This is a genomic window from Paraburkholderia silviterrae, assembly GCF_004353915.1.
GTDB lineage: Bacteria > Pseudomonadota > Gammaproteobacteria > Burkholderiales > Burkholderiaceae > Paraburkholderia > Paraburkholderia silviterrae.
Genome location: NZ_SMRP01000001.1, coordinates 38,181 through 63,883, shown reverse-complemented (window position 1 = coordinate 63,883; position 25,703 = coordinate 38,181). Strand labels below are relative to the sequence as shown.

Annotated in this window: 17 protein-coding genes; 9 read left to right on the top strand and 8 right to left on the bottom strand. The window is 65.8% G+C overall.

Annotation, left to right across the window (positions count from 1 at the left end; genetic code table 11):
- Positions 1 to 7 precede the first annotated feature (7 nt).
- Positions 8 to 1,528: a hypothetical protein gene (locus tag EYW47_RS00260; RefSeq protein ID WP_133192891.1), complete on the top strand. Its 1,521-nt coding sequence runs from the start codon at positions 8 to 10 to the stop codon at positions 1,526 to 1,528.
- On the opposite strand, the gene EYW47_RS00255 is transcribed toward EYW47_RS00260, so the two are convergent.
- The 3 genes from EYW47_RS00255 to EYW47_RS00245 all read right to left on the bottom strand — a co-directional run bounded on the left by EYW47_RS00255 (position 1,513) and on the right by EYW47_RS00245 (position 4,074).
- Complete coding sequence (locus EYW47_RS00255) at positions 1,513 to 2,619, bottom strand: acyltransferase family protein (protein ID WP_133192890.1); 1,107 nt, start codon at positions 2,617 to 2,619, stop codon at positions 1,513 to 1,515. The two genes, EYW47_RS00260 and EYW47_RS00255, sit on opposite strands and share 16 nt — an antisense overlap.
- A gap of 170 nt (positions 2,620 to 2,789) precedes the next feature.
- On the bottom strand, positions 2,790 to 3,470 hold the full coding sequence (locus tag EYW47_RS00250; protein WP_133192889.1) for a response regulator: 681 nt from the start codon (positions 3,468 to 3,470) through the stop codon (positions 2,790 to 2,792).
- A 205-nt stretch (positions 3,471 to 3,675) separates the two neighbouring features.
- Positions 3,676 to 4,074 carry a hypothetical protein gene (locus EYW47_RS00245; RefSeq protein WP_133192888.1) on the bottom strand — a complete coding sequence of 133 codons (399 nt, stop codon included), beginning with the start codon at positions 4,072 to 4,074 and terminating at the stop codon, positions 3,676 to 3,678.
- Positions 4,075 to 4,565: 491 nt separating this feature from the next.
- On the opposite strand from EYW47_RS00245, the gene EYW47_RS00240 reads away from it, so the two are divergent.
- The 4 genes from EYW47_RS00240 (at position 4,566) to EYW47_RS00225 (ending at position 9,655) form a co-directional block, all read left to right on the top strand.
- A complete protein-coding gene (locus tag EYW47_RS00240; RefSeq protein WP_133192887.1) occupies positions 4,566 to 5,156 on the top strand; it encodes a BPSL1445 family SYLF domain-containing lipoprotein in 591 nt (196 codons plus the stop codon).
- A 213-nt stretch (positions 5,157 to 5,369) separates the two neighbouring features.
- Entirely contained in the window at positions 5,370 to 7,628 is a 2,259-nt protein-coding gene (locus EYW47_RS00235) for a thiamine pyrophosphate-dependent enzyme (protein ID WP_133192886.1), read from the top strand.
- Between the two features lie 31 nt (positions 7,629 to 7,659).
- A complete protein-coding gene (locus tag EYW47_RS00230; RefSeq protein ID WP_133192885.1) occupies positions 7,660 to 9,171 on the top strand; it encodes an indolepyruvate oxidoreductase subunit beta family protein in 1,512 nt (503 codons plus the stop codon).
- A gap of 31 nt (positions 9,172 to 9,202) precedes the next feature.
- Positions 9,203 to 9,655, top strand: a complete 453-nt coding sequence (locus EYW47_RS00225; protein ID WP_133192884.1) for an acyl-CoA thioesterase — start codon at positions 9,203 to 9,205, stop codon at positions 9,653 to 9,655.
- A gap of 40 nt (positions 9,656 to 9,695) precedes the next feature.
- On the opposite strand, the gene EYW47_RS00220 is transcribed toward EYW47_RS00225, so the two are convergent.
- Positions 9,696 to 10,145 carry a MarR family winged helix-turn-helix transcriptional regulator gene (locus tag EYW47_RS00220; protein ID WP_133192883.1) on the bottom strand — a complete coding sequence of 150 codons (450 nt, stop codon included), beginning with the start codon at positions 10,143 to 10,145 and terminating at the stop codon, positions 9,696 to 9,698.
- Between the two features lie 208 nt (positions 10,146 to 10,353).
- Here EYW47_RS00220 and EYW47_RS00215 point away from each other — a divergent pair, with 208 nt between their 5' ends.
- Positions 10,354 to 11,133 carry a cyclase family protein gene (locus tag EYW47_RS00215; RefSeq protein ID WP_133192882.1) on the top strand — a complete coding sequence of 260 codons (780 nt, stop codon included), beginning with the start codon at positions 10,354 to 10,356 and terminating at the stop codon, positions 11,131 to 11,133.
- A gap of 53 nt (positions 11,134 to 11,186) precedes the next feature.
- Here EYW47_RS00215 and surE read toward each other — a convergent pair whose 3' ends face one another.
- On the bottom strand, positions 11,187 to 11,975 hold the full coding sequence (gene surE / locus EYW47_RS00210; RefSeq protein ID WP_133192881.1) for a 5'/3'-nucleotidase SurE: 789 nt from the start codon (positions 11,973 to 11,975) through the stop codon (positions 11,187 to 11,189).
- A 234-nt stretch (positions 11,976 to 12,209) separates the two neighbouring features.
- Here surE and ydiK point away from each other — a divergent pair, with 234 nt between their 5' ends.
- Both ydiK and EYW47_RS00200 read left to right on the top strand, forming a co-directional pair.
- Positions 12,210 to 13,274, top strand: a complete 1,065-nt coding sequence (ydiK, locus tag EYW47_RS00205; protein ID WP_240763471.1) for an AI-2E family transporter YdiK — start codon at positions 12,210 to 12,212, stop codon at positions 13,272 to 13,274.
- Positions 13,275 to 13,657: 383 nt separating this feature from the next.
- Positions 13,658 to 16,330: an ATP-dependent Clp protease ATP-binding subunit gene (locus EYW47_RS00200; protein WP_133192879.1), complete on the top strand. Its 2,673-nt coding sequence runs from the start codon at positions 13,658 to 13,660 to the stop codon at positions 16,328 to 16,330.
- Between the two features lie 82 nt (positions 16,331 to 16,412).
- On the opposite strand, the gene EYW47_RS00195 is transcribed toward EYW47_RS00200, so the two are convergent.
- Genes EYW47_RS00195 through EYW47_RS00185 form a run of 3 tightly spaced genes read right to left on the bottom strand, consistent with a single transcriptional unit; the run spans position 16,413 to position 19,935 of the window.
- Positions 16,413 to 17,582 (bottom strand): DUF2827 domain-containing protein, encoded by a 1,170-nt coding sequence (locus EYW47_RS00195; protein WP_133192878.1) that lies wholly within the window; start codon positions 17,580 to 17,582, stop codon positions 16,413 to 16,415.
- A complete protein-coding gene (locus EYW47_RS00190; protein WP_133192877.1) occupies positions 17,579 to 18,781 on the bottom strand; it encodes a DUF2827 domain-containing protein in 1,203 nt (400 codons plus the stop codon). Before EYW47_RS00190 ends, EYW47_RS00195 begins: the two co-directional genes overlap by 4 nt.
- On the bottom strand, positions 18,778 to 19,935 hold the full coding sequence (locus tag EYW47_RS00185; protein ID WP_133192876.1) for a DUF2827 domain-containing protein: 1,158 nt from the start codon (positions 19,933 to 19,935) through the stop codon (positions 18,778 to 18,780). Before EYW47_RS00185 ends, EYW47_RS00190 begins: the two co-directional genes overlap by 4 nt.
- A 468-nt stretch (positions 19,936 to 20,403) precedes the next feature.
- On the opposite strand from EYW47_RS00185, the gene EYW47_RS00180 reads away from it, so the two are divergent.
- Complete coding sequence (locus EYW47_RS00180) at positions 20,404 to 25,596, top strand: ESPR-type extended signal peptide-containing protein (protein WP_133192875.1); 5,193 nt, start codon at positions 20,404 to 20,406, stop codon at positions 25,594 to 25,596.
- Positions 25,597 to 25,703: the final 107 nt, after the last annotated feature.

The window sequence follows — 25,703 nt, the reverse complement described above, 5'->3', positions numbered from 1 at the left end:
TCGCACGATGAAAAAGATCTTCGCTGCGCTGCTCGCGCTCGTTGCGTCCGTCGCCTTTGGCGCGACGCTTTCACCGATCACACTGCTGAACCCAAGTGGCTCGACCGCTGGCCAGGCCATCGTTTCGAACGGCACATCCTCGGCGCCCGCGTGGGGTGCTGTCTCCTCGATTGCGGGCGGCGCGGTCATCAATGGCGTGGCCGGAAGCTACCGCACGCTTGGATTTGCAACGTCCGGATCGCTGCGCTGGATTGTCGGAGAGAACGCCGACACGGAGAGCGGGGGCAACGCGGGTAGCAACTTCTACCTGCAGTCCGCAACGGACGCGGGCGCACCCAGCACGGTCGAGATGCAATTCCAGCGCAACAGTAGCGTGCTGCTCATTGGTCTCACATCGCGCGTGACGCTGGGCGATCTTCAGTACGCCAACATTCAGGACGCTGGAGCAGGATCCTTTGCCGGCGGTGTTCCAGCGTTCATGCAGTACTCGAACGACACGAGCTCGTCAGGCATCTTCATTTACAAGAGCCGCAGTGCGACGAAGGGCGTGAGCGCTGTCGTCCAAAACGGTGACGATATTGGCGAAGTCGACTTCGAGCCTGATGGCGGATCAGGGCCAGTTAAAGCCGCCTTCATCAACTCGGTGGTGGATTCCGCGACGATCAGCACTACTTCGGTACCGGCTCGTCTCGTGTTCTGGACAATGCCGGTCGGTGGTGCGTTTCCGCTTGAGCGCGCACGCATCACGAACAGCGGTCGCATTCTCGTCAACACCACGACGGACGACGGTACCGACTATCTGCAAGTCAATGGATCGGTGCTCACTGCGGGTCTCACCACCTCGAATGGCCTGTCCGTCACGGGTGGCTCGATCAACGGTGTACCGGGGCGCCTGCTCAACGTTCAGGTCTTCTCTTCGAGCGGAACCTACACGCCAACGAGTGGCGCGACCTCGATCATCGTGCGCGTGCAAGCACCCGGCGGCGGGAGTGGCGGCGCGGCCTCCACCACGGCCTCTCAGGTCGCAGTCAGTGGCGGGGGTAACGGCGGATCGTATGCCGAGGTGCGCTACACCTCCGTCTCTACGCAAACCGTGACGATCGGTGCGGTAGGTGCAGCTGGAGCGGCGGGCGCGAACGCGGGCGGTACGGGCGGCACCACTTCCTTCGGGTCGCTCGTCTCGTGTCCCGGAGGAAACGGTGGTGGTGGTGGCGCAGCAGTCAGTGCGGCAGGCGTTTCGGGAAGCGCGCCGACGCCCAATTTGGCCTGCACGATTAGCGGCGGCACAACGATCGATGCCGTCACTGGCGGTCGCGGACAGGGTGGCTATGCGCTCACCGGCACCACGGGTTTCCTTGGTGCCGGCGGAAACTCGGCCATGGGTGTCGGGTATGTCTCAGCAGGAGGCGCGCAAACAGGCTATGGCCTAGGATCGGGTGCTGGCGCCCAGATCAACGGCATCTCAGCAGGAAACGTCGCGGGCGCCGCGGGCGCCGCGGGCGAAATCATCGTCTACGAGTACCAGTGATTGTCGTTCGCTGCGACGTGCTCGGGCGCGATCTCTTTGGCTTTCACGAGACCGTAAAGGAAACGCCGTGAGGGGCGCTCGATCGCCACGTGCAGCATGTACGCCATGACGATTACCACGCCGATCAGAACGGCAGGAGCATAGAGGCCAAACTCCTTGTCGTAGTAAAGCGGCGGCATCGCGAGAATCACCGCGGAGTGGCACAGGTAGACCGCGAAGCTGAGTTCCCCCAGCCACACGAGCGGCGTGAGCGAGAAGACACGCCCAAGGCCGCGCTCAGCATCCATGAAGAGCACCACGCACGCGAAGGCGAGAATGATAGGCACATCAAGCCACGCACGCCCGTCCTGATAGAAGACCGCCCACGCAACGACCGCCACGAAGATCGCCTGCGCCGGCAGCGAGCCGAGCAGTCTCAGGCGCTCGACTCCAGACGCGCGCAGCCGGAAGAGCACGTTTCCGAGGAGCATCCCGCCCACGCCGCGCATGACTCCGAAGTTGACGTAGTGCGCGTAGTTTTTTTGCGTGAGCAGGTTCGGCCCGTGCAGCGCGAAGATGAACGCCCAAGCGGCGAGTGCAAGGAGCGCCGGCACCCAGGCGCGCTTCTGGCGCGCGATGGGAAAAAGCAGCATCGAGGACACCCAGAACTCGATGGAGATCGACCATGACGGGTCATTCATCACCGGCACATTCCCCAAACCCACGTTCTGGAAGAACAGCACGTTCGCCAGCAGCTGGCGCTGCGTGAGAGCGTCCCACCACTCGGGCACGTACTGCTGCGTGAGTGCATTGTTGTTCACCGCAGCGATGATCGCCACGAGACACACTGCATGCAGAGGCCAGAGCCGAAAGGCTCGCTTGGCGATGAACTTGCCCCACGACGACGAGTCGCCTTTGGCGAGCGTGTAGGAGAGCACGTAGCCCGAGAGGATGAAGAAGAAGTCCACGGCCAGATACGCGCCGATGAAGGGCCGGGTTGGTCCCCAGTGGTAGATGGAGCCGTAGATGTGGCTCGCTGCCACGGCCAGCGCCAGCAAGCCGCGTATGCCGTCCAGATGAAGGATGCGCTGCGCTCCTGATTTGTCTCCCATTTTTTACCTTCTGTTGCGACGAAATGACGGATTCTAGCACTGGCACCTGTGACCAGTTTGTGCCCACAATCGGTTTCGAGCCTTCGGGAGAAGTCCGAAAACATTGAAAAGTGTGTCTCTGACCATGAGAAGCCCAAAGCTGACCGGCGCGGGCTTTATTTCAATAAAAATCAGTCGGTTACATCACTTTCGTGTTGCTTATACGGGTTTTCGTGGCTTATCAGATCGGCATTGGAATCGAGATGGAGCTTGCGCATGGCCGCCCGCTTCTGCGTGGCGACGGTCGTCACCGAGCGGTTCAGGCGCTTCGAGATTTCCGTGACGCTCAGGCCGAGCGCAAAGAGCCGCACGACCTCGAGCTCACGCGGCGAGAGCGGATTGGTGCGGCGGAATTCGTCGGCGGTCGAGCCTTCCGTGGCGAGCCGCTCGGCAATGCGTGCGGAGAGCGTCGTGCCCGGCTCGACGAGCGCGCGTTGGCAGACTTGCGCGAGCGTCGGAATCGGCTCGTCCTTGCCGACGAGACCGGCCACGCCCAGCTCGGCGAGCTCGTGCAGGATGCCGCCGTTGGTGAGCATCGTGAACACCACGACGGGGGTGTCCGGATAGAGCCGGCGCAGGCGGCCGATGAGGCGCAGGCCGTCTTCGTCCTCGATCTCGCCCTGCATCGAGAAGTCCGTGACGATGAGGTCGCACGGGGTGCTGCGCAATGTTTCGATGAGATCGGCGCCCGACCCGGCGGTCGCCACGACCTTTTGTCCGGGAATCTGGTCGAGGTAGTCGGTGACAGCCGTGAGCACGACAGGATGGTCGTCGGCCACCACGATCCGCAGGTCTTGTGTTGCGTTCGTCATGTGCGTGTGCGTATTGCCTGGATTCGCAGTCTGAAGGAGGCCGCCTGGAGCCGGGCCGTATGCCCCGCGGCTATACCGGATAGCTATCTCATTATATGTCAGTGATTTATTTGGCCTCCTGTAGGGTGTCACGATGCTTCATGTAGGACTGCGGTGGGTTCTCAGCATTGACACGGTGCGTTCGGGTGTGAGCGTCTGCCGTGCGTTATCGATCGGCTTGCGGCCGCTCGCGGACGATGCTGGGTGCATCGCTGGTGTTGGCCGCGGGGCAGCGCGCGTGGAAGCAGGCGACCGAGAAGCTGGCTTCGCTGCCCGACGCCGTGGCGCAGGCCTCGTTGCACGAGCGCGTGAGCATCTGCGCGAAACGCTGCGGCTCGGGGCGCATGCGCGGCTGCGCTGCGTGGGCGGGTTCCGCGCGGCCACGCACGGGCGCGGACGCCGACCTCACGCTGGCGAGGCAGAACACGATCGCCCACGCCGTCATCGTGCAGCCGAGTACGCCGCCCCCCGCCATCAGCCAGAAGGTGGACTGGGGCTCGCGCCAGAGCAGGAACAGCGCGGCGAAGAAGGCGATGTAGAAGACCGGCAGGAGGTAGACCCCCAAGCCGCTCGCCCATTCACAAGCGCTCAGGATCCATGACGCAGCGGATCGATTCCGACGAAGGGGGGTGGCTACGGGCATGGCGATATCGGATTCAAGATGGTAGGGAGCAGAGGCGTTGAGCGCCCCCACGTCTTGACTGTATCGATTTGGGCTGACAGAAAAAATCGGACGATTTCGAGAAACTATGAGATCGGCGCACGCAAAAGTCGGACACCGCAAGATGAACTGAGACGAATATGCTGCGTTGCAGTATTGCGCTGCAGCAGGCGAGGGCGCCGGGGATTTTCGGCTGGACGGCGCGAACTCGATGCGCGGCGCATTGTCCTATATCGCCAGGGGAAGGCGGGCATGGCCGCCGTGGCTGCCCGCGCGGGGCCTGCGAGGCGTGCCGATGCAGCGGCCGGCGACCACGCACGCTATCCTTTCGCGCTTCGCGCAGTATTTGTGCGCGGGCATCTTCTTCACGGATTCGTCTTGACAGGGACACCTCAATGCGCCGACGTCAATTTCTCCTCAACTCCAGCGCCGCGCTCGCCGCGAGCGGGCTTGCGCTCGCCGGCTGTACGACGACCCCGCTGGGTTCGGGAAGCAGCGCCGCCCAGAACGCGGCCAAGCGCAATTCCATCGACGCGAGCGTGGACGCCACGCTCACGCGCCTCTACAGCACGGTGACCGGGTCGCGCGAGCTGCTTTCGAAGTCGAGCGGCGTGCTCGTCTTTCCGGGCGTGATCGCGGCGGGATTCTGGATCGGCGCGCAATACGGCACCGGCGCGCTGCGCGTGAACGGGCGGACCGAGGGCTACTACAGCACGCTCGGGGGCTCGTTCGGCCTGCAGATCGGTGCGCAGTCCAAGGACATCATCTTCGCGTTCATGAACCAGGGCGCGCTCAACGACTTCGTGAACAGCCAGGGCTGGTCGGCCGGCGCCGACGCCACGGTCGCGCTCGTCACCGTGGGGGCGAACGGCAATATCGACACCTCGACGGCGACCAGCCCCGTCGAAGCGTTCGTGCTGACCAACGCCGGCTTGATGGCCGGGGTCTCGCTCGAAGGCGTGAAAGTCTCGCGGCTGGTGATCTAGGGCCTGTTCACGCTAATAGCAGGCCCTGCAGGCTTGCCGTCTCTTCCCACGCCGCGCGTCCGTCCCCGCAACCGGGCGCGCCGGCGCGTCCCGCCAGACGCCGTCTTGCCGGGTTAACTATGATTTTGGAAATATTTAGCTCTAAACTATACTGACCTGACGCGCGGCATGGGTGCGCCGGGCGGCAGAGACAGATCATCGAAGGGGACGGTCATGGCAGAGCGGTCGTTTGTCGAGGAAGTGAAGAAGCTGCGCCTTGGCGCGGGCGAGGTGTTCAGCGGGGAAGGCATTCTCGCCGTGACGAAGGCGCTGCTCGAATCGGGCGTGGCGTACGTGGCCGGCTACCAGGGCGCGCCGATCTCGCATCTGATGGACGTGCTCGCGGACGCGCAGGACATCCTGAGCGACCATGGCATTCGCTTCGAGAACAGCGCGAGCGAGGCCACCGCCGCGGCGTCGCTGGCCGCCTCCGTCAACTATCCGCTGCGCGGCGCGGTCACCTTCAAGGCCACGGTGGGCACGAACGTCGCGTCCGACGCGCTCGCGAATCTCGCCTCGGGCGGCGTGACCGGGGGCGCGCTCATCATCGTCGGCGAAGACTACGGCGAGGGCTCCTCGATCATGCAGGAGCGCAGCCACGCGTTCGCCATGAAGTCGCAGATCTGGCTGCTCGATCCGCGCCCCAATCTGCCCTCGATCGTGCAGGCGGTGAAGGACGGCTTCGACCTCTCCGAGGCGAGCAGCACGCCCGTCATGCTGCAACTGCGCATTCGCGCCTGCCATGTGCACGGCCAGTTCGTGGCGTCCGAGAACCGCCGCTCGGCCTTCACCATCAAGGACGCGCTCGAACACCCAAAGCGCGACGTCGAGCGCATCGTGCTGCCGCCCGCGAGCTTCCTGCATGAGCGCGAGAAGATTCACGAGCGCTGGCCGGCCGCCGTGAAGTTCATCGAAGAGCGGCAGCTCAACGAATTTTTCTCGGCCGATGCACGCGATATCGGCATCGCGGTGCAGGGCGGCAGCTACAACACGGTGCTGCGCGCGCTCGAGCGGCTCGGCCTCGCGGACGTCTATGGCGAAACGCAGATTCCGCTTTACGTGATGAACGTGGCGTATCCGCTCATCGATTCGGAGTGGGAACGATTCTGTGCCGGCAAGCGCGCCGTGCTCGTGATCGAAGAAGGGCAGCCGAACTTCGTCGAGCAGAACGCGAGCGCGATCTTGCGTCAGCGCGGCGTGGGCGCCGCGCTGCATGGCAAGGACGTGTTGCCGCTCGCCGGCGAATACAACGCGGCGACGGTCATGAAGGGGCTGCGCGCGTTCTTCGAGCGCTATGGCGTGCTCGAGGCGCAACCGGCGCCGCGCAAGGTGATTCCGGTGAAGGCGGTGCCCGCCGGTGAGCCGGCGGGGCGTGCGGAAGTGGTCGCTTCGACGTCCGGGGCGGCGCGCGCGGGTGAGCACGGCGTGGCAAGCGTGGAAGGCGTGGAAAGCGCACCCGCCGCATCGGTGCCGCCGCTCGACGACAGCGTGCACGCCCGCCCGCCGGGCTTTTGCACGGGGTGCCCGGAGCGTCCGATCTTCACGGCGATGAAGCTCGTCGAGCGCGAGCTGGGCCCGCACCACGTGAGCGCCGACATTGGCTGCCATCTGTTCTCGATCCTGCCGCCGTTCAACCTGGGCGCGACGACCATGGGCTACGGCCTCGGCAGCGCGAGCGCATCGGCGCTCAACGCGAGCGCGGACAAGCGCGCCATTTCGGTGATGGGCGACGGCGGCTTCTGGCACAACGGCCTCACGAGCGGCATTGCCAACGCGGTCTTCAACAAGAGCGACAACCTCACGATCGTCGTCGACAACAGCTATACGTCGGCCACGGGCGGGCAAGACATTCTTTCGTCGACGGCCCTGAACCCCACGCGCAGCACGGGCCACGAAATCGAGCAGGCGGTGCGCGGCGTGGGCGTGAAGTGGGTGAAGACGGTGCGCCGCACCTACGACCTCAAGACGATGATGGCGACGCTCAAGGAAGCGCTCACCACCGGCGCGAAAGGGCCGAAGGTGCTGATCGCGCAGAGCGAGTGCATGCTGAACAAGGAGCGCCGCGAGAAGCCGAAGCGGCGCTTGGCGATCGCCGCGGGCGAGCGCGTGGTGCGCGAGCGCTTCGGCGTGGATTCGGACACCTGCACGGGCGATCATTCGTGCATCCGCCTCTCGGGCTGCCCGTCGCTCTCGATCAAGCCCAACCCCGATCCGCTGCGTACCGATCCGGTGGCGAGCGTGCTCGACAGTTGCGTCGGCTGCGGCCTGTGCGGCGAGGTCTCGCACGCGGCGGTGCTGTGCCCGTCGTTCTACCGTGCGCAGATCATCAGCAATCCTTCGAAAATGGACAAGCTGCGCCAGCGCGTGCGCGACGTGGCGATCGGCTGGCTGCAGCGCCGCGAGGCGCGCCGCCGCGCGCGCTATGCCTTTTGACCGTCGACCCTCGAGACTCCCGGGCAACACCATGAACAAAGCACAACCGATCAAGATTGCGATTCTCGCCATGGGCGGCGAGGGCGGCGGCGTGCTGGCCGACTGGGTCGTCGACCTGGGCGAGCACAACGGCTATTACGCGCAGACCACCTCGGTGCCGGGCGTCGCGCAACGCACCGGCGCGACGATCTATTACGTCGAGCTCTTCGCGCGCGACGAAGACGAGCCGCGCACGCCGATTCTCGCCTTGATGCCGCTGCCCGGCGACGTCGACGTGGTGCTTGCCTCCGAGCTGATGGAGGCGGGCCGCGCCGTGCAGCGCGGGCTCGTCACGCCGGGGCACACGACGCTCGTGGCCTCGACGCACCGCGTGTACTCGATTGCCGAAAAGACCGCGATGGGCGACGGCCGGGTGGACGACGGCGCGCTCATCGCCCACGCGGGCGCGGCTGCGAAGCGCTTCGTGCGTTTCGACATGGCGCAGGCAGCCGTTGCGAGCGGCAGTGTGATCAGCGCGGTGCTGTTCGGCGCGCTTGCCGGCACCGGCGTGTTGCCGTTCAGCCGCCGGCAGTTCGAGGAAACGATCGAGCGCGGCGGCGTGGGCGTGAAGCCGAGCCTGCGCGCCTTCGAGCTGGGCTACGCGCGTGCAGACGCCGACGACGGCGATGCGCAAGACCACGCACAGCCTTCTAAATCAAGCGACGAGGCACCCGCGCCAGCGCCACGCGACCCGGCCGTGGCCCGTTTGCTCGAACGCGTGCGCGCGGAGCTGCCCGCCGAGGCCCAGTCGTTCGCCATCGAGGGCGTGCGCAGGCTGATCGATTATCAGGACCCCGAATATGCGGCGCTCTATCTCGACCGGCTCGCGAACCTGCGCCGCACGCTGCCCGAGGCGCGCGGCGCCTTGCTGCGCGAGACGGCGCGCCATCTCGCGCTGTGGATGTCGTACGAGGACACGATTCGCGTGGCCGACCTCAAGACGCGTGCCTCGCGTTTCGAGCGCGTGCGCGGCGAGGTGCGCGCGCAGCCGGACCAGCTGCTCGCCATCAACGAATTCATGCATCCGCGCATCGAGGAAATCTGCGAGACGCTGCCCGCCGGCATCGGCCGCTGGCTCGCCAGGCCGCACGTCATTCATCGTCTCGTCGAGCGCCATACGAAAGCGGGGCGCGTGGTCAAGACGAGCTCGCTGCGCGGCTACCTGCTGCTCTATGGGCTCGCGCGTCTGCGCGGCATGCGCCGGCGCACGCTGCGTTACGAGCTGGAGAGCGCGCGCATCGAGGCCTGGTTGCATCAGATCGTGCAGTCTGCGCAGCACAATCCGGCGCTGGCCGTCGAAGTCGCGCAATGCCAGCGTCTCGTGAAGGGCTACAGCGACACGCATGCCCGCGGGCTCGCGAATTACCAGACGCTCATGAGCGCCGTGGTGCGCGCGGGCGCGCGCCTCGCGCCCGCGACCTTGCGCGATCTGCGCGACGCGGCGCTCGCCGACGAGCACGGCCACAAGCTGCGCGCCGCGCTCGCACGGCACGCGCTGGCATAATCGCCGCGCGTACCTGGAGGGAGACATTGCAATGAAAACGCACGCGCCCGTGTTCAGCCGGCTGCACAAGATTCACTTTTCCGAATGCGATCCGGCCGGCATCGTGTTCTACCCGCAGTACTTCGTGCTGTTCAACGATCTCATCGAGTCGTGGATCGACGCGCTTTTGCCCGAGGGCTATCACGGCGTGATCGGTGCGCGTCGCGTGGGCATGCCCACGGTGCATCTGGAGGTCGATTTCAAGGCGGTCAGCAAGATGGGCGACGAAGTGTGGCTCTCGCTCGACGTGGAGCGCATCGGCCAGGCATCGCTTACGCTGGCGTGGGCATGCACGGGCACGGACGGCGTCATGCGCATGAGCGCCCAGCAGACGATCGTGACGACCTCGCTCGACACGCATAAGGCCATGCCGATTCCAGACGATTTGCGCCGCGCGATTGAAGGCGCCGCAGAGGACGCCGCCGCGCGCGCACGCCAGGGCTGAGCCGTGCCGCCTGCGAGCGGCGGCGCGGCGTGCCCCGGTGTCAGGCAGCCGGGCGATGCAGGTCGATCAGCATGCGCAGCGTGGCCTTCAATTCCTCGGCCTTTTGCGCGCCTAGCGGCGCGAGCACCTGATCCTCGTGCAGCTTCGCCTGCACGATCAGTTCGGAAACGAGCTTCTGTCCTTGCGGCGTGATGCGCACGAGCGTGACGCGCCGGTCGGTCTCGCTGGGAATGCGCTTGACGTAGCCTTGCGCCTCCATGCGGTCGAGCAGGCGCGTCACGGTCGGTTGTTTCGTAACGGAAACTTGCGCGAGGCGCCCGATGCTCACCGCTTTCCCATCGGAAAGCGTGGAGAGCACGCGCCAGTCCGAGATCTCGAAGCCGGCGGCCTGCACGATCACGTGGAACTCGCCGGAGATCAACTGGCTGACCTGGGCGAGGAGCGCCGGGGTGTAACTGTCGACAAAGCTGCTGGTGGGAGACAGGCTCATACGGGGAAAGTGCGTAAAGAAGGCAACGGCGGACGGTCAGTTCGGACGACAAGCGCGGATAGCGAGTATCGACGGCCACTGCGAAGCGCGGACTGCCTGCGCCGGAACGCAAACATACCACGTCCCCGAAGGGGTTAACCATGATTTTGAATTGATTTAGACCTAAAGATAATTTTGGTGTGAACAGGCCCTGAGCGAGGAGCGCAAGATGACGAGCAGTCTGGAGCAACTGACCACCGATCTGGCGAGCGGCCGTGTGCGCGTCGTGGATCTCACGCAAACGCTGTCGCCCGAATTTCCGGCCTTGCAATTGCCGCCGCAGTTCGGCCAGGTGTGGGCGTTCAAGATGGAGAAGATCAGCCAGTACGACGAGCAGGGCCCGGGCTGGTACTGGAACAACTTCTCGTGTGGCGAGCACACCGGGACCCACTTCGATGCGCCGGTGCACTGGATTTCCGGCAAGGACCATGCGCAGAACGCCGTGGACACCATCGACGTGAAAAATTTCATCGCGCCGGCCGTGGTGGTGGACGCGAGCGCCGAAGTCGCCGCGAATCCCGACTGGCTCCTGACCGTGGGCTTTCTGGAGGCGTGGGAGGCGCGGCACGGCCGCATTCCGGCCGGCGCATGGATCTTGCTGCGCTCGGACTGGTCCAACCGCACGGAACCGGCCGAGTTCCTGAACCTGCGCGAAGACGGCGCGCACACGCCGGGGCCGACGCAGGAGGCCGTCGAGTGGCTCATTCATGAGCGCAAGGTTCACGGCTTCGGTGTCGAGACCATCAACACCGACGCGGGGCAGGCCTACGCCTGGCCACTGCCGTATCCGTGCCACACGCTCATGCATGGATCGAACCGTTATGGGCTGCAATGCCTGAAGAACCTCGATCAGCTGCCGCCCACGGGCGCGGTGATCGTGTCGGCGCCGCTGAAGATTCAGGCCGGGTCGGGCAGTCCGTTGCGCGTGCTCGCGCTGGTGCAGGACTAGGGCCTGCACACGCCAATAAGCGGCCCTGGAGCGCGCCGCGCACGGCCGCCCGATCAGCGGTCCGTGCCCAGCGCCTGCTCGAGCACCGAGAAAGTCCGCTCGTCGGTGCGGTCGAAATTGAGCGGCGTGACCGCAACGCGCCCCGAGCCGACCACGGCCGTTTCCGAATCCGGCCCGTTCTCGCGCGGGCCGCGCGTGAAACGCAGCCAGTGATATTCCATGCCGCGCGGATCGATCTGCGGGACGACGTCGATCCCCTGCACGAGCCCCACGCCCTGACGCGTGACGGTAAGCGGTCCTGCGGCGCTGGCATCCACATCCGGGAAATTCACGTTCAGACACACCGGCGCCTCGTGCGAAACCGCGGCGAGGCGGCGGATCACGTCCGGTGCGAGCGCACGGGCCGTATCCCAGCGCACGTGCTCGCGGTCGCGGAAGGCCTGGCTGAGCGCGATCGACGGCAGGCCGAGCAGGAGACCCGTCATGGCCGCGCCCACCGTGCCCGAAAACATCGTTTCCACACCCAGGTTGGCGCCGCGATTGATGCCCGAGAGCACGAGCGTGGGCGTGACGTCGCCCATCAGGTGACGCACGGCCATCACCACGCAGTCGCCGGGCGTGCCGAGCACGCCGAAGCGGCGCTCGCCGCGGCGGCTCACGCGCAGCGGCGAGTGCAGGCTGATCGAATGCGAGGTGCCGCTCTGGTCGTGCTCGGGCGCGACGACCCACACTTCATGCGCGAGCTCGGCCGCGACGGCTTCGAGCACGGCGAGGCCGGGCGCGTCGATGCCGTCGTCGTTGGTGAGGAGCACGCAGGGCAATTTCGAAACGGATGCGGACATGGCGAGTCTCTTTCGCGGGTGGCGGTTTGCGGTTGGACGGTTGGGCGGGAGGGGAGCGGCCATTATCGGCGATCGAGCGGATTGAGTGCTATTTCGCGACGGATCATGGCCCATCCGGGTAGACTAGCGGCTCGGCGGCGTCGCGCTCCCGGGCCGCGCGTGCGGGCCCGGGGGGCGCCGCTCGAGTTCCAAGTCTGTTGCGTTGATGCGGCCTGCCTGCCGCGAGGAGACCCCGTGAAGTCGCAAGACCTGCCAGATATTGCTCGCGTATTGTTCGTCGTCGCGATTCTCTGCGCATTGACGGTCGGCTCCCTCTACGTCATGCGCCCGTTCCTGCCAGGGCTGATCTGGGCGACCACGATCGTCGTCGCGACGTGGCCCGCGATGCTCGCCGTCGAGCGGCGCGTGGGCCAGCGGCGCTGGCTCGCCACCCTCGTCATGCTGCTGATCCTGCTGGTCGTGATCGTCCTGCCGCTCTATGAAGCGATCTCGACGCTCGCGGCGCACGGCAGCGAAATCATGGATCTGATCCGCAAGCTGCCCGAGTACGCCTTGCCGCCGCCGCCCGGCTGGATTCACGACGTGCCCGTGGTGGGCTCGCGCGTGGCCAATGAGTGGCAGACGCTCTCGGACGCGGGTCCGGGTGGGATGCTCGCGCAGCTCGAGCCCTACGTGTCGATCGCGGCGCACTGGCTCATCGGCCACGCGGCATCGGTGGGCGTGTTCGTGATGCACATGGTCGTCACGGTGATCATCACGGGCGTGCTCTACAACCAGGGCGAGCATGCGGCCACTTACGTCACGCGCTTCGCGGCGCGCATCTCCCCGAGCCAGGGCCCGGAAGCCGTGAAGCTCGCGGGCGCCTCGATTCGCGCCGTCGCGCTCGGTATCGTCGTCACGGCCGTGCTGCAATCGGCGCTGGGCGGCATTGGCCTCGCGGTGGCCGGCGTGCCAGGCGCGGGCGTGCTCACCGCCTTGATGCTGATGCTCTGCCTCGCGCAAATCGGGCCGGGCCTGCCGCTGATCGGCGGCGTCGTCTGGCTGTTCGTGCACGACGCGCACGTCGTGGCGATTCTGCTCGCGGTGTGGTCGGTCATGGTCATGATGATCGACAGCGTGGTGCGGCCAGTACTGATCCGGCGCGGCGTGAATCTCTCGATGCTGCTGATACTCTCCGGCGTGCTGGGCGGCATGTTCGCGTTCGGCATCGTGGGCCTCTTTATTGGCCCCGTGATCCTGGCGGTGTCGTCGGCGCTGCTGAGCGCGTGGATGAAGCAGGTGCCGTCCACGCCCGCCTGAACTTCTGCGTTACCCCCTCCTTAAGCGCGCTTCTCGCCCGGCCTTCCGCAGCCGTTCGCGGGCCTTCACGGGCGGGAAGCGCGCGACGCGCGAGAACCCCGCCGCCCATTGCCCGCATGTTCCGATTCGTCTGACCTGGCATGCCGCCCCGGCGCGCCAGGTCCGGCAGCGCTCACGCCACTCGCCCCCCAAGCAGCCAACCGGCACGCCAGCCGAATCGACGTTACGATGACGGTTGGACTTCGCTTTGCCCTTGCGTTCTTCGCATCTTCGCGTTCACTCACGCTGTCATGCGCCTGACTCGCTGCACACGTCGTCCCGGCTCCCCGGTGCACCCGTGCGCGCGCACGGCACGTGGCTAACAAGGCTACCAAGGAGGGGAGATGGCTCAGTTCAACTGCGACATATGCGGCGTGCGTCCCGCGACCGTGCGGGTGGCCGTGTTGCAGGACGGCCGGCGGCGCTTTCTCGACGTCTGCGACTATCACTACGCCCAGCTCACGCGCCATGAGCGCACGTTGAGCCCGCTCGAAGCGCTGTTCCGCGCGTCCCAGCAGCCATCCGCAGAGGTGGGGGTGCCCGGCGCGCCGCACACGATGGAGGCGGGCGACGGCTCCATCGTCGAGCGCTATTTCAGCGACGTGGCGCGCGATTTGCTCCAGCGTGCAGCGGAGCGCGCCGTGCAGTTCGGCCGCCGCGAAATCGATACGGAGCATCTGCTCTACGAGCTCGCCGGCAACGATGTGGCTGCGGCTGTGCTCCGGCGCCTCGGCATCGAGCCCGACGACGTGCGGGCGTTCATCGACGCCAACGCGCAAAAACGCGAACCGGCCGCCGTGGGCGAGGAAGGCCGCGTGGCCGTTTCGCCACGCCTGAAGAGCGCGCTCGATCGCGCATTTCTCGTTTCCCGCGAGCTCGGCCACAGCTACGTGGCGCCCGAGCATCTGCTGTTCGGGCTCGCGCAGGTGCAGGACAGTTTCGCGGGTCATCTGCTGAGCCGCCTCGGCGTCACGCCGCAGAAGGTGTTGCAGCGTCTCGTGGAAGCGCAGGGCGACCAGCGCGAGCATGCGGCCGCCAAGGCGCCGAGCCCCACGCCGCAACTCGACCAGTACAGCCGCGACCTCACCGCACTCGCGAGCGAAGGCAAGCTCGATCCCGTGATCGGGCGCTCGAGCGAGATCGAGACCGTCGTGGAGGTGCTCGCACGGCGCCGCAAGAACAATCCGGTGCTGATCGGCGAGCCGGGCGTAGGCAAGACCGCGATCGCCGAAGGCCTCGCGCAACGCATGCTGGGCGGCGACGTGCCGGAGTCGCTGCGCGGCCGGCGCCTCGTCGAGCTCAACGTCAACGGCCTGATTGCGGGCGCGAAGTATCGCGGCGAATTCGAAGAGCGCGTGAAGGGCGTGATGGAGGAAATCAACGCCCAGCGCGACAGCCTCGTGCTGTTCATCGACGAAGTGCACATGATCGTGGGCGCGGGCCAGGGCGGCAGCGAGGGCGGGCTCGACATCGCCAACGTCTTCAAGCCCGCGATGGCGCGCGGCGAGCTGAACCTGATCGGCGCGACCACGCTTTCGGAGTACCAGAAGTACATCGAAAAGGACGCCGCGCTCGAGCGGCGCTTCCAGCCCGTGTTCGTGTCCGAGCCGAGCGTGGACCAGACCATCAACATCCTGCGCGGCCTGCGCGACAAGCTCGAAGTGCATCATCACGTGACCATTCGCGACGACGCGCTCGTGTCCGCCGCCGAGCTCTCGGACCGCTACATCACGGGCCGCTTCCTGCCCGACAAGGCGATCGACCTCATCGACCAGGCGGCGGCGCGCGTGCATTTATCGGCGACTTCGCGTCCCGCGCAGATTCTCGAGCTCGAGGCCGAGCTCGCGCAGCTCAAGCGCGAGCAGGACTACGCGGCGACGCGCAAGAACTTCGAGCGCGCGCATGCGCTCGACGAGCCCATCGCCGAGAAGGAGCAGGCGCTGGCCGACGCCACCGGCGAATGGAAAGGCCGCCTCGGCTCGGTGACCTCCGACGTGACGACCGAGCAGGTCGCGGAGATCGTCTCGAAGCTCACGGGCGTGCCGGTCACGCAACTGACTGCGGAAGAGCGCACGCGCCTGCTGGAGATGGAAAAGCGCCTGCACGAGCGCGTGATCGGCCAGCAGCAGGCGATCACCGCGGTGAGCGATGCGGTGCGCCGCTCGCGTGCGGGCTTGCGGCGCGGCCGGCGGCCAACCGCCGTGTTCCTGTTTCTCGGCCCCACGGGTGTGGGCAAGACGGAGCTCGCGAAGGCGCTGGCCGAAGTGGTATTCGGCGACGAGGACGCCATCGTGCGCATCGACATGAGCGAGTACATGGAGCGCCACGCCGTGTCGCGCCTGATCGGCTCGCCGCCCGGCTACGTCGGCTATGACGAGGGCGGCCAGCTCACCGAGCGCGTGCGCCGCCGTCCTTACTGCGTGATCCTGCTCGACGAAATCGAAAAGGCCCATCCCGACGTCTACAACGTGCTGCTGCAAGTGTTCGACGATGGCCGGCTCACGGACGGCAAGGGGCGCGTGGTCGACTTCAGCAATACGATCGTGATTGCGACGAGCAATCTCGGCTCGGACGTGGTGTCGGGGCAGAAGCGCTCGGGCCCGGGCTTCCTCTCGAATGCCGACGCCTCGATGCAAAGCGCGGTGCTGGCCGAGTTGCGCCAGCATTTCAGGCCCGAATTCCTGAACCGCATCGACGACATCATCGTGTTCCAGCCGCTCACCGACGACGAGCTGCGCGCGATCGTGCGCCTGCAACTGGAGCAAGTGCAGCGCATGGCGCATAGTCAGGATATCGAACTGACTTTCGACGAGAGCGTGGTGGATTTCCTCTCCGCCGAGGGCTATCGGCCGGAATATGGCGCACGCGAGCTCAAGCGCCAGATCCAGCAGACGCTCGAAAACGAGCTGGCGAAGGAGATGCTCAAGGGCGCGGTGAAGGAGGGAGCGAAGGTCGTGTGCCGCTACGACGCGGCGGCGCGCACCATGGTGTTCGAGGCGGCGGCCGCGGGCGGCTGAGGGAGCGGCGCATTCGTGCGCCTTCCCTTGCGCGAGCGCGCGCGGCTCGCCAGCCTGGGGTCTGTCGCGAGCGCGACAGACCCTATCGCAGGGGACGCGCCATCAGCTCGTCGAGCAGCGCCTGATACGTCTGTACCACCGGCTCGTTGAACGGCAGGAAGCGGGCGATCGCGCGCCGCTGGCTCATGCGCCAGCCCGCCACGTCGTGCCCACGCGCATCGATCGCCTCGATGAGCCGCTGGGCGCCTTCGTGGGCGTCGTTGCCCTCGTAGTAGTAGCCGAGCTCGCGGCACAGCGTGGCGTTGTGCACGAGCGGATAACCCTGCCAGCACGCCTCCAGATAAAAGTAGTTGAGCGGGTTTTCGAGCTGGTGCGAGACCACGACGTCGGTGTTCTGCGCAAGGAAAGTCGGCGTGTCGTAGCGTCCGAGGAACACCGCCTTGTGCTCGCGCACGATGTCGAGGTGGTTCATCAGCGCGATGAAGTCGCGGTTCTCCTGCGCGAGCTTCAGCGCGTTGGTCACCTGAAGCAGCTCGATGGCTTCGGGCCGGGCGCGGTAGGCGAGCTCCGCGATCAGCGCGGGGTAGAGGCAGAACTTCACGATGTTGATGTTGGGCTCCATCACCGTGAGCCGTGCCGGCGCGCGGCCTTCGGCACGCGGCGCGTACACGCCGCCGCCGGGCAGGGCGCGGGTGCGCTCCTCGAGGAAGATCGGGCTCCACACGAACGGCACGACACGTCCCCTCGTGCGGCGCAGAACCTCGAGGTAGGACTGACTGTTGCCCGCCACCTGCGGGATGATCCAGATGTCGTCGTAGCGCTGGTTGACGAACAGGTTGCCGTTCCACATCGGCTTGTTGAAGAGGATTCCTTCCGTTGCGTGGATGTACTCGAATCCGCAGCAGTACGAGACCAGCCGTACGCCGCGAGACTTCAGCCACGCGGTGCGCTCGCCGTCCAGCTGGCCACCCAGTTCGATCACGACGTCGAGTTCGTTCTTCACCTCGTCGAACGCATGCGTTGGCCAGCGTGCGAGATTCCATGGCAGGTCGCCCGTCACCGGCACGCCCGTCGTGTTCACGAGCAGGGTGCTCGCCACGCCCGGGCAGTGCCGCAGCGTTTCGGCGAGGAACACCGCGTTTTGCTTGATGCCGTTGTTCCAGAGCGTCTCGTTGGGCTGGTGCAGTCCGATGGTGATGCCGATTCTGAGGCCCTTCGCCTCGCTCGGGCCGTTGTACGTGCGGGTGTTCATGCCATTTCCTTTTCGAACAGCGCTGCGATGGCTGCGCCGTAGGCGTAGACGTTGTCGGCATACTCGGGGTGCAGCGTGGCGAGGAACGCCTGTGCGTCGCGCCGGTACGAGGCAAGGTGGGCGTCGTGCGTGGCGAACGCGCGCAGCAAGGCACGTCCGCCTTCCTCGCAGTCGAAGTCGTGGTAGCGGTAGCCACAGTTGCCGATCAGGTGCGAGTTGTGCACGAGCGGGTAACCACCGTGCAATGCTTCGTAGTACAGGTAATTCTGCGGGTTTTCCCATTGATGCGTGACGACCGCATCCACGTGCTGCGCCATGACCTGATAGAACGGAAAGCGTCCTTCGAACGACGCAAGCCCGTGACGCACGATGTCGAGGCTATTCGCGAAGCTGCGAAAGCCCGCGTGCTCCTTGGCCTTGAGCGTGTTGTAGGCCCAGACGTGCTCGAGCAGATCGGGATTCTCGCGGTGCGCGGACTCGCAGCACAGCATCGGAATCTGGCTCGTCTTGACCATGCAGATGTTGGGCTCGAAGATGCCCGCGCGCCAGCGGCGGCGCCCCGGCTCGTAGCCAAAGCGCTGGCCCTCGGGCAGCGCTTCGGCGGCCTTCTCGAGCACGAGCGGGCTCCACAGATGCGGCATGATGCGCACCGGCGCGCGCATGGCGCTGCGATAGTACGGCATGCAGGTGGTCTCATACTCGGCGAGGGTCCAGATCTCGTCGTACTGCGCGCCGCTGATGAGCAGCGCGTGCGGCAGGTTAAAGGTCATGCGCTCGACGTCGATCACGTAGTCGTTGCCCACGCGCATCGAGACGACCTTGCCGCCGCGCTCGCGGAAATTGGCGATCCACGCGCGGTCGAGTTGCGCGCTCATCTCGATCATCAAATCGAGCCGCGTGGCGGCGTCGGCCATGTCGATGAGCGGCGCGGGCGCGTCCTTGATGAAGCGGCGCGCATCGTCGAAGTCGCCGTCGCCGCCGCCGATCACGAGGTAGACCTCGGCCACCGCCGAGATCTTGCGCAGCAGCATCACGAGAAAGAGACAATTCTGGAAGATGCCGTTTTCCCACAGCGACTGCTCGCCCTTGCGCACGTAGAGCGACACGCCGACCTTGAGGCCGTGAGGCGCCGATGCGGCGCGGCGGCGCTGCGCAGATGGGTGTTGCGCGGGCGACTGGACGGTTTCGGGCGTGCTCATGCGGACCTCCGGTTGAGCGTGTGTTCGGCCAGCGCTAGCAGGCGCTCCGCGTAGCCTTTCAGATTGGCTTCGTTATACGGATCGACAGCGTCGAAGACGGCGCGCGTGCGGGTGCGATACGCATCGAGCCCGGCGTCGTGGGTGCGCGCGGCGGCAATCAACTGCTGGCCGCCTTCGTGCGCATCGAAGCCCGCGTAGTAGTAGCCCGCGCCAAAGCCGGCGAGCCACGGCGAGTTGTGCACGAGCGGGTAGTCGCCGTACAGCGCGTCGAGATAGCTGTAGTTCTGGTCGTTGTCCCATTGGTGCGCGAGCACGGCGTCCGCGTGCTGCGCCATGAAGCCGACGATGTCGTGCCGGCCATGAAAGGTGGCGCGGTGCTCGCGCACGAGATCGAGCGAATTCGCGAGATGCAGCATCGTCAGGTGATCTTTCATGTGCAACGTGTTGAGCACGTGCATGGCGGCGACGCTCGCGCGGTCGGCGCGATAGGCCTCGTCGCAGGCGAGCATCGGGATGCTCGAGCATTTCACCACCGAGATATTCGGCTCGAAGATCGCCACGCGCAGCGCGCCGCCGGCGGCTTCGCGCTCGCTGCGGCCGCGCCCGGTTGTGTAGCCGTACTGCAGACCGTGGCGGGCGACCTCGGCAATGCGCGCCTGCAGAAAGCCGGGATGCCAGACGTAAGGCACGACATGCACGGGGCAGCGATGCAGCGTACGCATCATCGGAATGTGCAGGCGGTCCTTGGATACGACCCAGATTTCGTCGCAGCGGTCGGGGCGTGAGGTATGCACGGGCTTGTTGAACACGGCAGGCTCCACGAGCCCCACGTAGGGTTGGCCGCAGCAGTAATAGACCACCTTGCGGCCACGCGCACGCATCAGATCGAGCCACGCATTGTCGAGCGCGCCGGCCATCTCGATGACCACGTCGACGGCGTCCGTGGCTTCGTGCTGCGTGACGATAGCGAGACCCGGCGCGATGGTGTCGACCTGTTGCGGCAGACGCCGTTCGCTGCCGACGTCGATGAGCACGACGGACTCGACGAACGGGAGCCGCTGGAAAGCTTGGGCAATGAAGATGACGTTCTGGCCGAGCCCGTTCTGCCAGATGTTCTGGCCTTCGTGGCTGAGCACCGAGATGCCGATTCTCATGATGTGTTTTCCGTCTATTGGCGCGGGGGATTGCTGGGACGTGCGATGTGAGGCAGTGTGCGCCGGCGGTGAAAACGGAGATATCGGAATAATTCGAATATCTCGAATTATTCCGCGCGATGGCGGAAGCGGGATTATTCGCTGCCCGGGATGAAGGCGCAATTCGAAAACCGGGGCAATTGTTTATCGACGTCAATTACTGGGGCCGATTTAAACGAATTTAAAAGTAGGGTGTTCCGAGCCTTGAAAATGCTTATGGGGTCGGCCAATGGCGGGTTGACCGGCTAAGACAATTCCGAATACGAGTGCACGTCCAAAAGGAATAGAAGGAATTCTATAGAGCGGGTTGGCGCCGGATGGAATGCTTCGCGCATTCGATTTCCGAACACAAGATCGGAAACGTGTGGCCGGTTAAAAAACCGAAATCAAAGAGCCGGTTGAGGCTCATGAGTCCGACCTAAGGGTGGTATGAACAAGGCATATCGTTGTGTATGGAATGAGGCGCTGGGCGCCTGGGTTGCTGTATCCGAACTGGACAAGGCACGCGGCAAGCGCACCAAGTCGAAGTGCGTGCTTGCCGCGGTCGCGGCGGGCGCTTCGTTGGTGGCGGCGCTCGCGCCGGCTTCCGCATTTGCCTCGTTCGTGATTACCGATACCGGTATGACCAACAACGCTTCCGGAACCAGCGTGCGGGCCGCCAGCTCCGGCGGCCAGGGCGGCAGCGCTTCCGCGAACTCGATGGCGATGATGGGCGACGGCGACTGTAACCGCCTGACGAACATGAGCTACGCCGGCGTCTACGGCAACGGTGACTCCAAGTATACGGGGGGCATTTACGGCTTCGGCGTACAGACCTCGGCGACCAACTATGACGGTCCGTTCAACGTTGGCCCGGGCCAGACCTCCGGCTATACCGGCTTCTCGAGTATCAACCGTGGCAACGTCACGCAGTCCGGCAACGGAGTGACCCAGACCCAGTCGTGGGGCTTGAACACGATCGCGCTGGGTTGCGATACAAAGGCAAACGGCTTCGGTGCATTTGCGAGCGGTTGGGGCGCAAATGCGAGCGGCGCGGGCGCCGTGGCATTCGGCATCTATTCGGTGGCGAGCGGGCAAGGCTCGTTCGCATCGGGTATTGGCGCGACCGCGTCGAACACCGACACGATCGCCATCGGCTCGCTAGCGAACGCAACCGGCACGAGCTCGATCGCGATCGGCGCCCAGTCGACGGCGGCCGGCACCTCGGGTGTGGCGCTCGGCTACCTTGCCGTTGCACAAGGCGCATATGGCATCGCACAGGGCGACAGCTCGGTGGCGGGCGCGATGGGCCAGAACGTCGCGATCGGCTCGGGTGCCACGACGGCGAACAGCACGACCGCCGCGGGCGGTGCCGTGGCCATTGGCCGCGCACAGAGCGCAACGGGCGACGGCGCAGTCGCGCTCGGCAGCGCCAACAAGGCGACGGGCAACGGCGCGATCGCGCTCGGCCTCACCACGTCCGCCACGGCCAGCGGTGCGATCGCCCTCGGCAGCACCACGGTGGCCAGCGCGGCGAATGCCGTAGCGATCGGCCCCAATGCGAATGCCGCCTACGCGGACAGCGTGTCGATCGGCTCCAACAGCACGACCGGCGCAGCCGCCCCGACGGGCACCGGCTACGCGACCGGCAAGGCCGCGCCGGCGGCCGAAGTCTCGGTTGGCAGCACGAGCGCGCAGCGCCGCATCACCAACGTCGCGGACGGCTCGGCACAGCAGGACGCCGTGACGGTCGCCCAGCTGAGCACGAGCGACTCGAGCCTATCGACGAGCATCAGCTCGCTCTCGACTTCGGCCTCGACGGGCCTGTCGTCGCTGTCGACCGGTCTCTCGACGACCAACAGCAATCTCGACAGCCTGTCCATCTCGTCTTCGACGGGTCTCTCCTCGCTTTCGACGGTGACGTCCACGGGCCTGTCGTCGCTCTCGACCGGTCTTTCGACCACCGACAGCAACCTCAACAGCCTGTCCATCTCGTCGTCGACGGGTCTCTCCTCGCTTTCGACGGTGACGTCCACGGGCCTGTCGTCGCTCTCGACCGGTCTTTCGACCACCGACAGCAACCTCAACAGCCTGTCCATCTCGTCGTCGACGGGTCTCTCCTCGCTCTCGACGGTCACGTCCACGGGCATGTCCTCGCTCTCGACGAGCGTCGATACGCTGTCCACGAGTCTTTCGACGACCAACAGCAGCCTCAACAGCCTTTCGACCGCGACTGCCAACAGCAACGGCAACATGGACTCGCTGTCGACGGCCCTGGCTGATCTGTCCGCGTCGTCTTCGACCAGCATCGGTTCGCTGTCCACCACGACCTCGACCGGTTTGAGCTCGCTCTCGACCTCGACCTCGACGACCGCAAGCTCGCTCTCGACCGGCATCGACAGCCTCTCGACCTCGGCTTCGACGGGCGTGAGCTCGCTCTCGACAAGCATCGACACACTGTCGACGTCCGCTTCGACGGGTCTCTCCTCGCTCTCGACGGTGACCTCCACGGGTCTGTCGTCGCTCTCGACCGGCGTCGATACGCTGTCGACCTCGACCTCCACGGGTCTGAGCTCGCTGTCGACCTCGGCCTCGACGGGCGTCAGCTCGCTCTCGACCGCCATCGACAATCTCTCGACGTCGGCATCGACGGGTCTGAGCTCGCTTTCGACGGGTCTGTCGACCACCGACAGCAACCTGGCAAGCCTCTCGACGGGCGTCAATACGCTGTCCACCTCGGCCTCGACGAGCGCAAGCTCGCTTTCGACGAGCATCGACACGCTGTCGACTTCGGCTTCCACGGGTCTGAGCTCGCTCTCGACCGTGACCTCCACGGGTCTGTCGTCGCTGTCGACCGGCGTCGATTCGCTGTCGACCTCCGCCTCGACGGGCGTCAGCTCGCTTTCGACCTCGATCGACAATCTGTCGACTTCGGCTTCCACGGGTCTGAGCTCGCTCTCGACCGTGACCTCCACGGGTCTGTCCTCGCTCTCGACCGGCGTCGATTCGCTGTCGACCTCGGCCTCGACGGGCGTCAGCTCGCTCTCGACCTCCATCGACAATCTCTCGACGTCGGCTTCCACGGGTCTGAGCTCGCTCTCGACCGTCACGTCCACGGGTCTGAGCTCGCTGTCGACGGTGACCTCCACGGGTCTGTCGTCGCTCTCGACCGGCATCGATTCGCTGTCGACCTCGGCCTCGACGGGCGTCAGCTCGCTCTCGACCTCCATCGACACGCTGTCGACCTCGACCTCCACGGGTCTGAGCTCGCTGTCGACCGGCGTCGATTCGTTGTCCACCTCGGCCTCGACGAGCGCAAGCTCGCTCTCGACGAGCATCGACACGCTGTCGACTTCGGCTTCCACGGGTCTGAGCTCGCTGTCGACCGTGACCTCCACGGGCCTGTCCTCGCTGTCGACCGGCATCGATACGCTGTCGACCTCGACCTCCACGGGTCTGAGCTCGCTGTCGACAGGCATCGATTCCGTGTCCACCTCGGCTTCGACGAGCGCAAGCTCGCTCTCGACGAGCATCGACACGCTCTCGACTTCCGCTTCGACGGGCCTGAGCTCGCTGTCGACCGTGACCTCCACGGGCCTGTCCTCGCTCTCGACCGGCATCGATTCGTTGTCCACCTCGACCTCGACGAGCGCAAGCTCGCTCTCGACGAGCATCGACACGCTCTCGACTTCGACCTCCACGGGTCTGTCCTCGCTCTCGACCGGTCTCTCGACCACCGATAGCAACTTGGCGAGCCTGTCGACCGGCGTCGATTCGTTGTCCACCTCGGCCTCGACGAGCGCAAGCTCGCTCTCGACGAGCATCGACACGCTCTCGACCTCGACCTCCACGGGTCTGAGCTCGCTCTCGACGGTGACTTCCACGGGTCTTTCGTCGCTGTCGACCGGCCTGTCGACCACCGACAGCATGCTCGACTCGCTCTCGACTTCGACGTCCACGGGCTACGTGGATCTGTCGACGGGTCTCTCGTCGCTGTCCACGCTGACCTCGACCAGCGTGAGCTCACTGTCCACGGGCATCATTTCGCTCTCGACCGGCGTGGTTTCGCTCTCGACCGTCGTGGTCTCGCTGTCGACCTCGGCCTCCACGGGCATCGCCTCGCTCTCGACCGGCATCGACACGACCAACAGCAACCTGAATTCGCTGTCGACGTCGACCTCGTCGAGCGTCGCGTCGCTCTCGACCGGCATCGATACGACCAACAGCAATCTGAATTCGCTGTCGACGTCGACCTCGTCAAGCGTCGCTTCGCTGTCGACCGGCGTGGAGTCGCTGTCGTCGTCGACCTCGTCGAGCGTCGCCTCGCTCTCGACCGGCATCGACACGACCAACAGCAACCTGAATTCGTTGTCGACGTCGACCTCGTCGAGCGTCGCCTCGCTTTCGACTGGCGTGGAGTCGCTGTCGTCGTCGACCTCGTCGAGCGTCGCTTCGCTCTCGACGGGCGTGGACTCGCTGTCGACCGGTCTGGACACGACCAACAGCAACCTGAATTCGCTGTCGACGTCCACTTCGTCGAGCGTCGCCTCGCTCTCGACCGGCATCGACACGACCAATAGCAACCTGAATTCGCTGTCGACGACCACCGCGGCCGGTTTCAATTCGCTGTCCACGAGCATCGACACGACCAATAGCAGCCTGCAGAGCCTCTCGACTGCGGCCGCGACCAGTTCCGGCGGCGTCGACTCGCTGTCGACGACGATGAACGATCTGTCCGCGTCGACCTCGACGGGCATTTCCTCGCTGTCGACCGGTCTCTCGACGGTCACCTCGACGGTCAGCTCGCTGTCGACCTCGATCGCGCCTGTGGTGGAGATGATCGACTCCGCGAACGCATCGGGTAATGCCTTCATGGGCACGCTGGCCGGCGGCATGAACAACGACGGCACCGTGCAGACGCGCGGCGCCACGGGCGGTGCGATCCAGAACGCGGCCGTGCAAAGCTGCTCCTCGGTGAACGGTGTGGACGCAACGGGCTCGGGCCTGTGCGTGACCGCCAACGGCGAAGGCGCGACGGCTTACGGCTCGAGCGCCAACGCAACCGGCGACAACACGACGGCCATGGGCTACCGTGCCACGACGACGAACGCGAACTCGGTGGCGATCGGCGCCAACGCGGTTGCCTCGGGCGCGCCGGCAGTGGCGATCGGCGTGAACTCGCGTGCTTCCGGTGCGGGTTCGGTCGCCATCGGCAACGGTGCGGCTGCGTCGGGCGCCAACTCGATCGCCATCGGCCAGAACTCGGTCGCGACGGAAGACAACACCGTCTCGTTCGGCACGGCCGGCGGCGAGCGACGCCTCACCAACATCGCGCCGGGCGTGGCCCCGACCGATGCGGCAACCGTCTCGCAGCTCGGCAACCTGCAGAGCAACGTGAACAACGTCGCACGCCAGGCCTACGCCGGCACGGCACTCGCAATGGCGATGAGCGGCACGTACCTGCCGTCGCTCAATGCAGGCGAGAAGACGATCGGCGTCGGCTTCGGCTCGTACCAGGGCTACAGCGCGGTCGCGGTGAACTTCAAGGGCTTGTCGGGCAGCGGACGCTGGGGCTACGGCGCCGGTGTCTCGACCACGGGCCATGATGTCGGCGTGAACGCCGGGGTGGGCTGGAAGTGGTAAGTCAGCAGTAAGTCAGTAGTGCAGGGGACGACGGGCGGCCGGAAACGGCCGCCCGTCGTCGTTTACTCAGGCCTTTTTATGCGCTGCTAAACCGCCGGCGTACGGCG

Coding starts and splice junctions, on each gene's coding strand:
- surE (WP_133192881.1), bottom strand. CDS start 11,975: ATGTCCGCATCCGTTTCGAAATTGCCCTGCGTGCTCCTCACCAACGAC.
- EYW47_RS00200 (WP_133192879.1), top strand. CDS start 13,658: ATGGCTCAGTTCAACTGCGACATATGCGGCGTGCGTCCCGCGACCGTG.
- EYW47_RS00195 (WP_133192878.1), bottom strand. CDS start 17,582: ATGAACACCCGCACGTACAACGGCCCGAGCGAGGCGAAGGGCCTCAGA.
- EYW47_RS00235 (WP_133192886.1), top strand. CDS start 5,370: ATGGCAGAGCGGTCGTTTGTCGAGGAAGTGAAGAAGCTGCGCCTTGGC.
- EYW47_RS00240 (WP_133192887.1), top strand. CDS start 4,566: ATGCGCCGACGTCAATTTCTCCTCAACTCCAGCGCCGCGCTCGCCGCG.
- EYW47_RS00220 (WP_133192883.1), bottom strand. CDS start 10,145: ATGAGCCTGTCTCCCACCAGCAGCTTTGTCGACAGTTACACCCCGGCG.
- EYW47_RS00225 (WP_133192884.1), top strand. CDS start 9,203: ATGAAAACGCACGCGCCCGTGTTCAGCCGGCTGCACAAGATTCACTTT.
- EYW47_RS00185 (WP_133192876.1), bottom strand. CDS start 19,935: ATGAGAATCGGCATCTCGGTGCTCAGCCACGAAGGCCAGAACATCTGG.
- EYW47_RS00190 (WP_133192877.1), bottom strand. CDS start 18,781: ATGAGCACGCCCGAAACCGTCCAGTCGCCCGCGCAACACCCATCTGCG.
- EYW47_RS00180 (WP_133192875.1), top strand. CDS start 20,404: ATGAACAAGGCATATCGTTGTGTATGGAATGAGGCGCTGGGCGCCTGG.
- EYW47_RS00215 (WP_133192882.1), top strand. CDS start 10,354: ATGACGAGCAGTCTGGAGCAACTGACCACCGATCTGGCGAGCGGCCGT.
- EYW47_RS00250 (WP_133192889.1), bottom strand. CDS start 3,470: ATGACGAACGCAACACAAGACCTGCGGATCGTGGTGGCCGACGACCAT.
- EYW47_RS00255 (WP_133192890.1), bottom strand. CDS start 2,619: ATGGGAGACAAATCAGGAGCGCAGCGCATCCTTCATCTGGACGGCATA.
- EYW47_RS00260 (WP_133192891.1), top strand. CDS start 8: ATGAAAAAGATCTTCGCTGCGCTGCTCGCGCTCGTTGCGTCCGTCGCC.
- EYW47_RS00230 (WP_133192885.1), top strand. CDS start 7,660: ATGAACAAAGCACAACCGATCAAGATTGCGATTCTCGCCATGGGCGGC.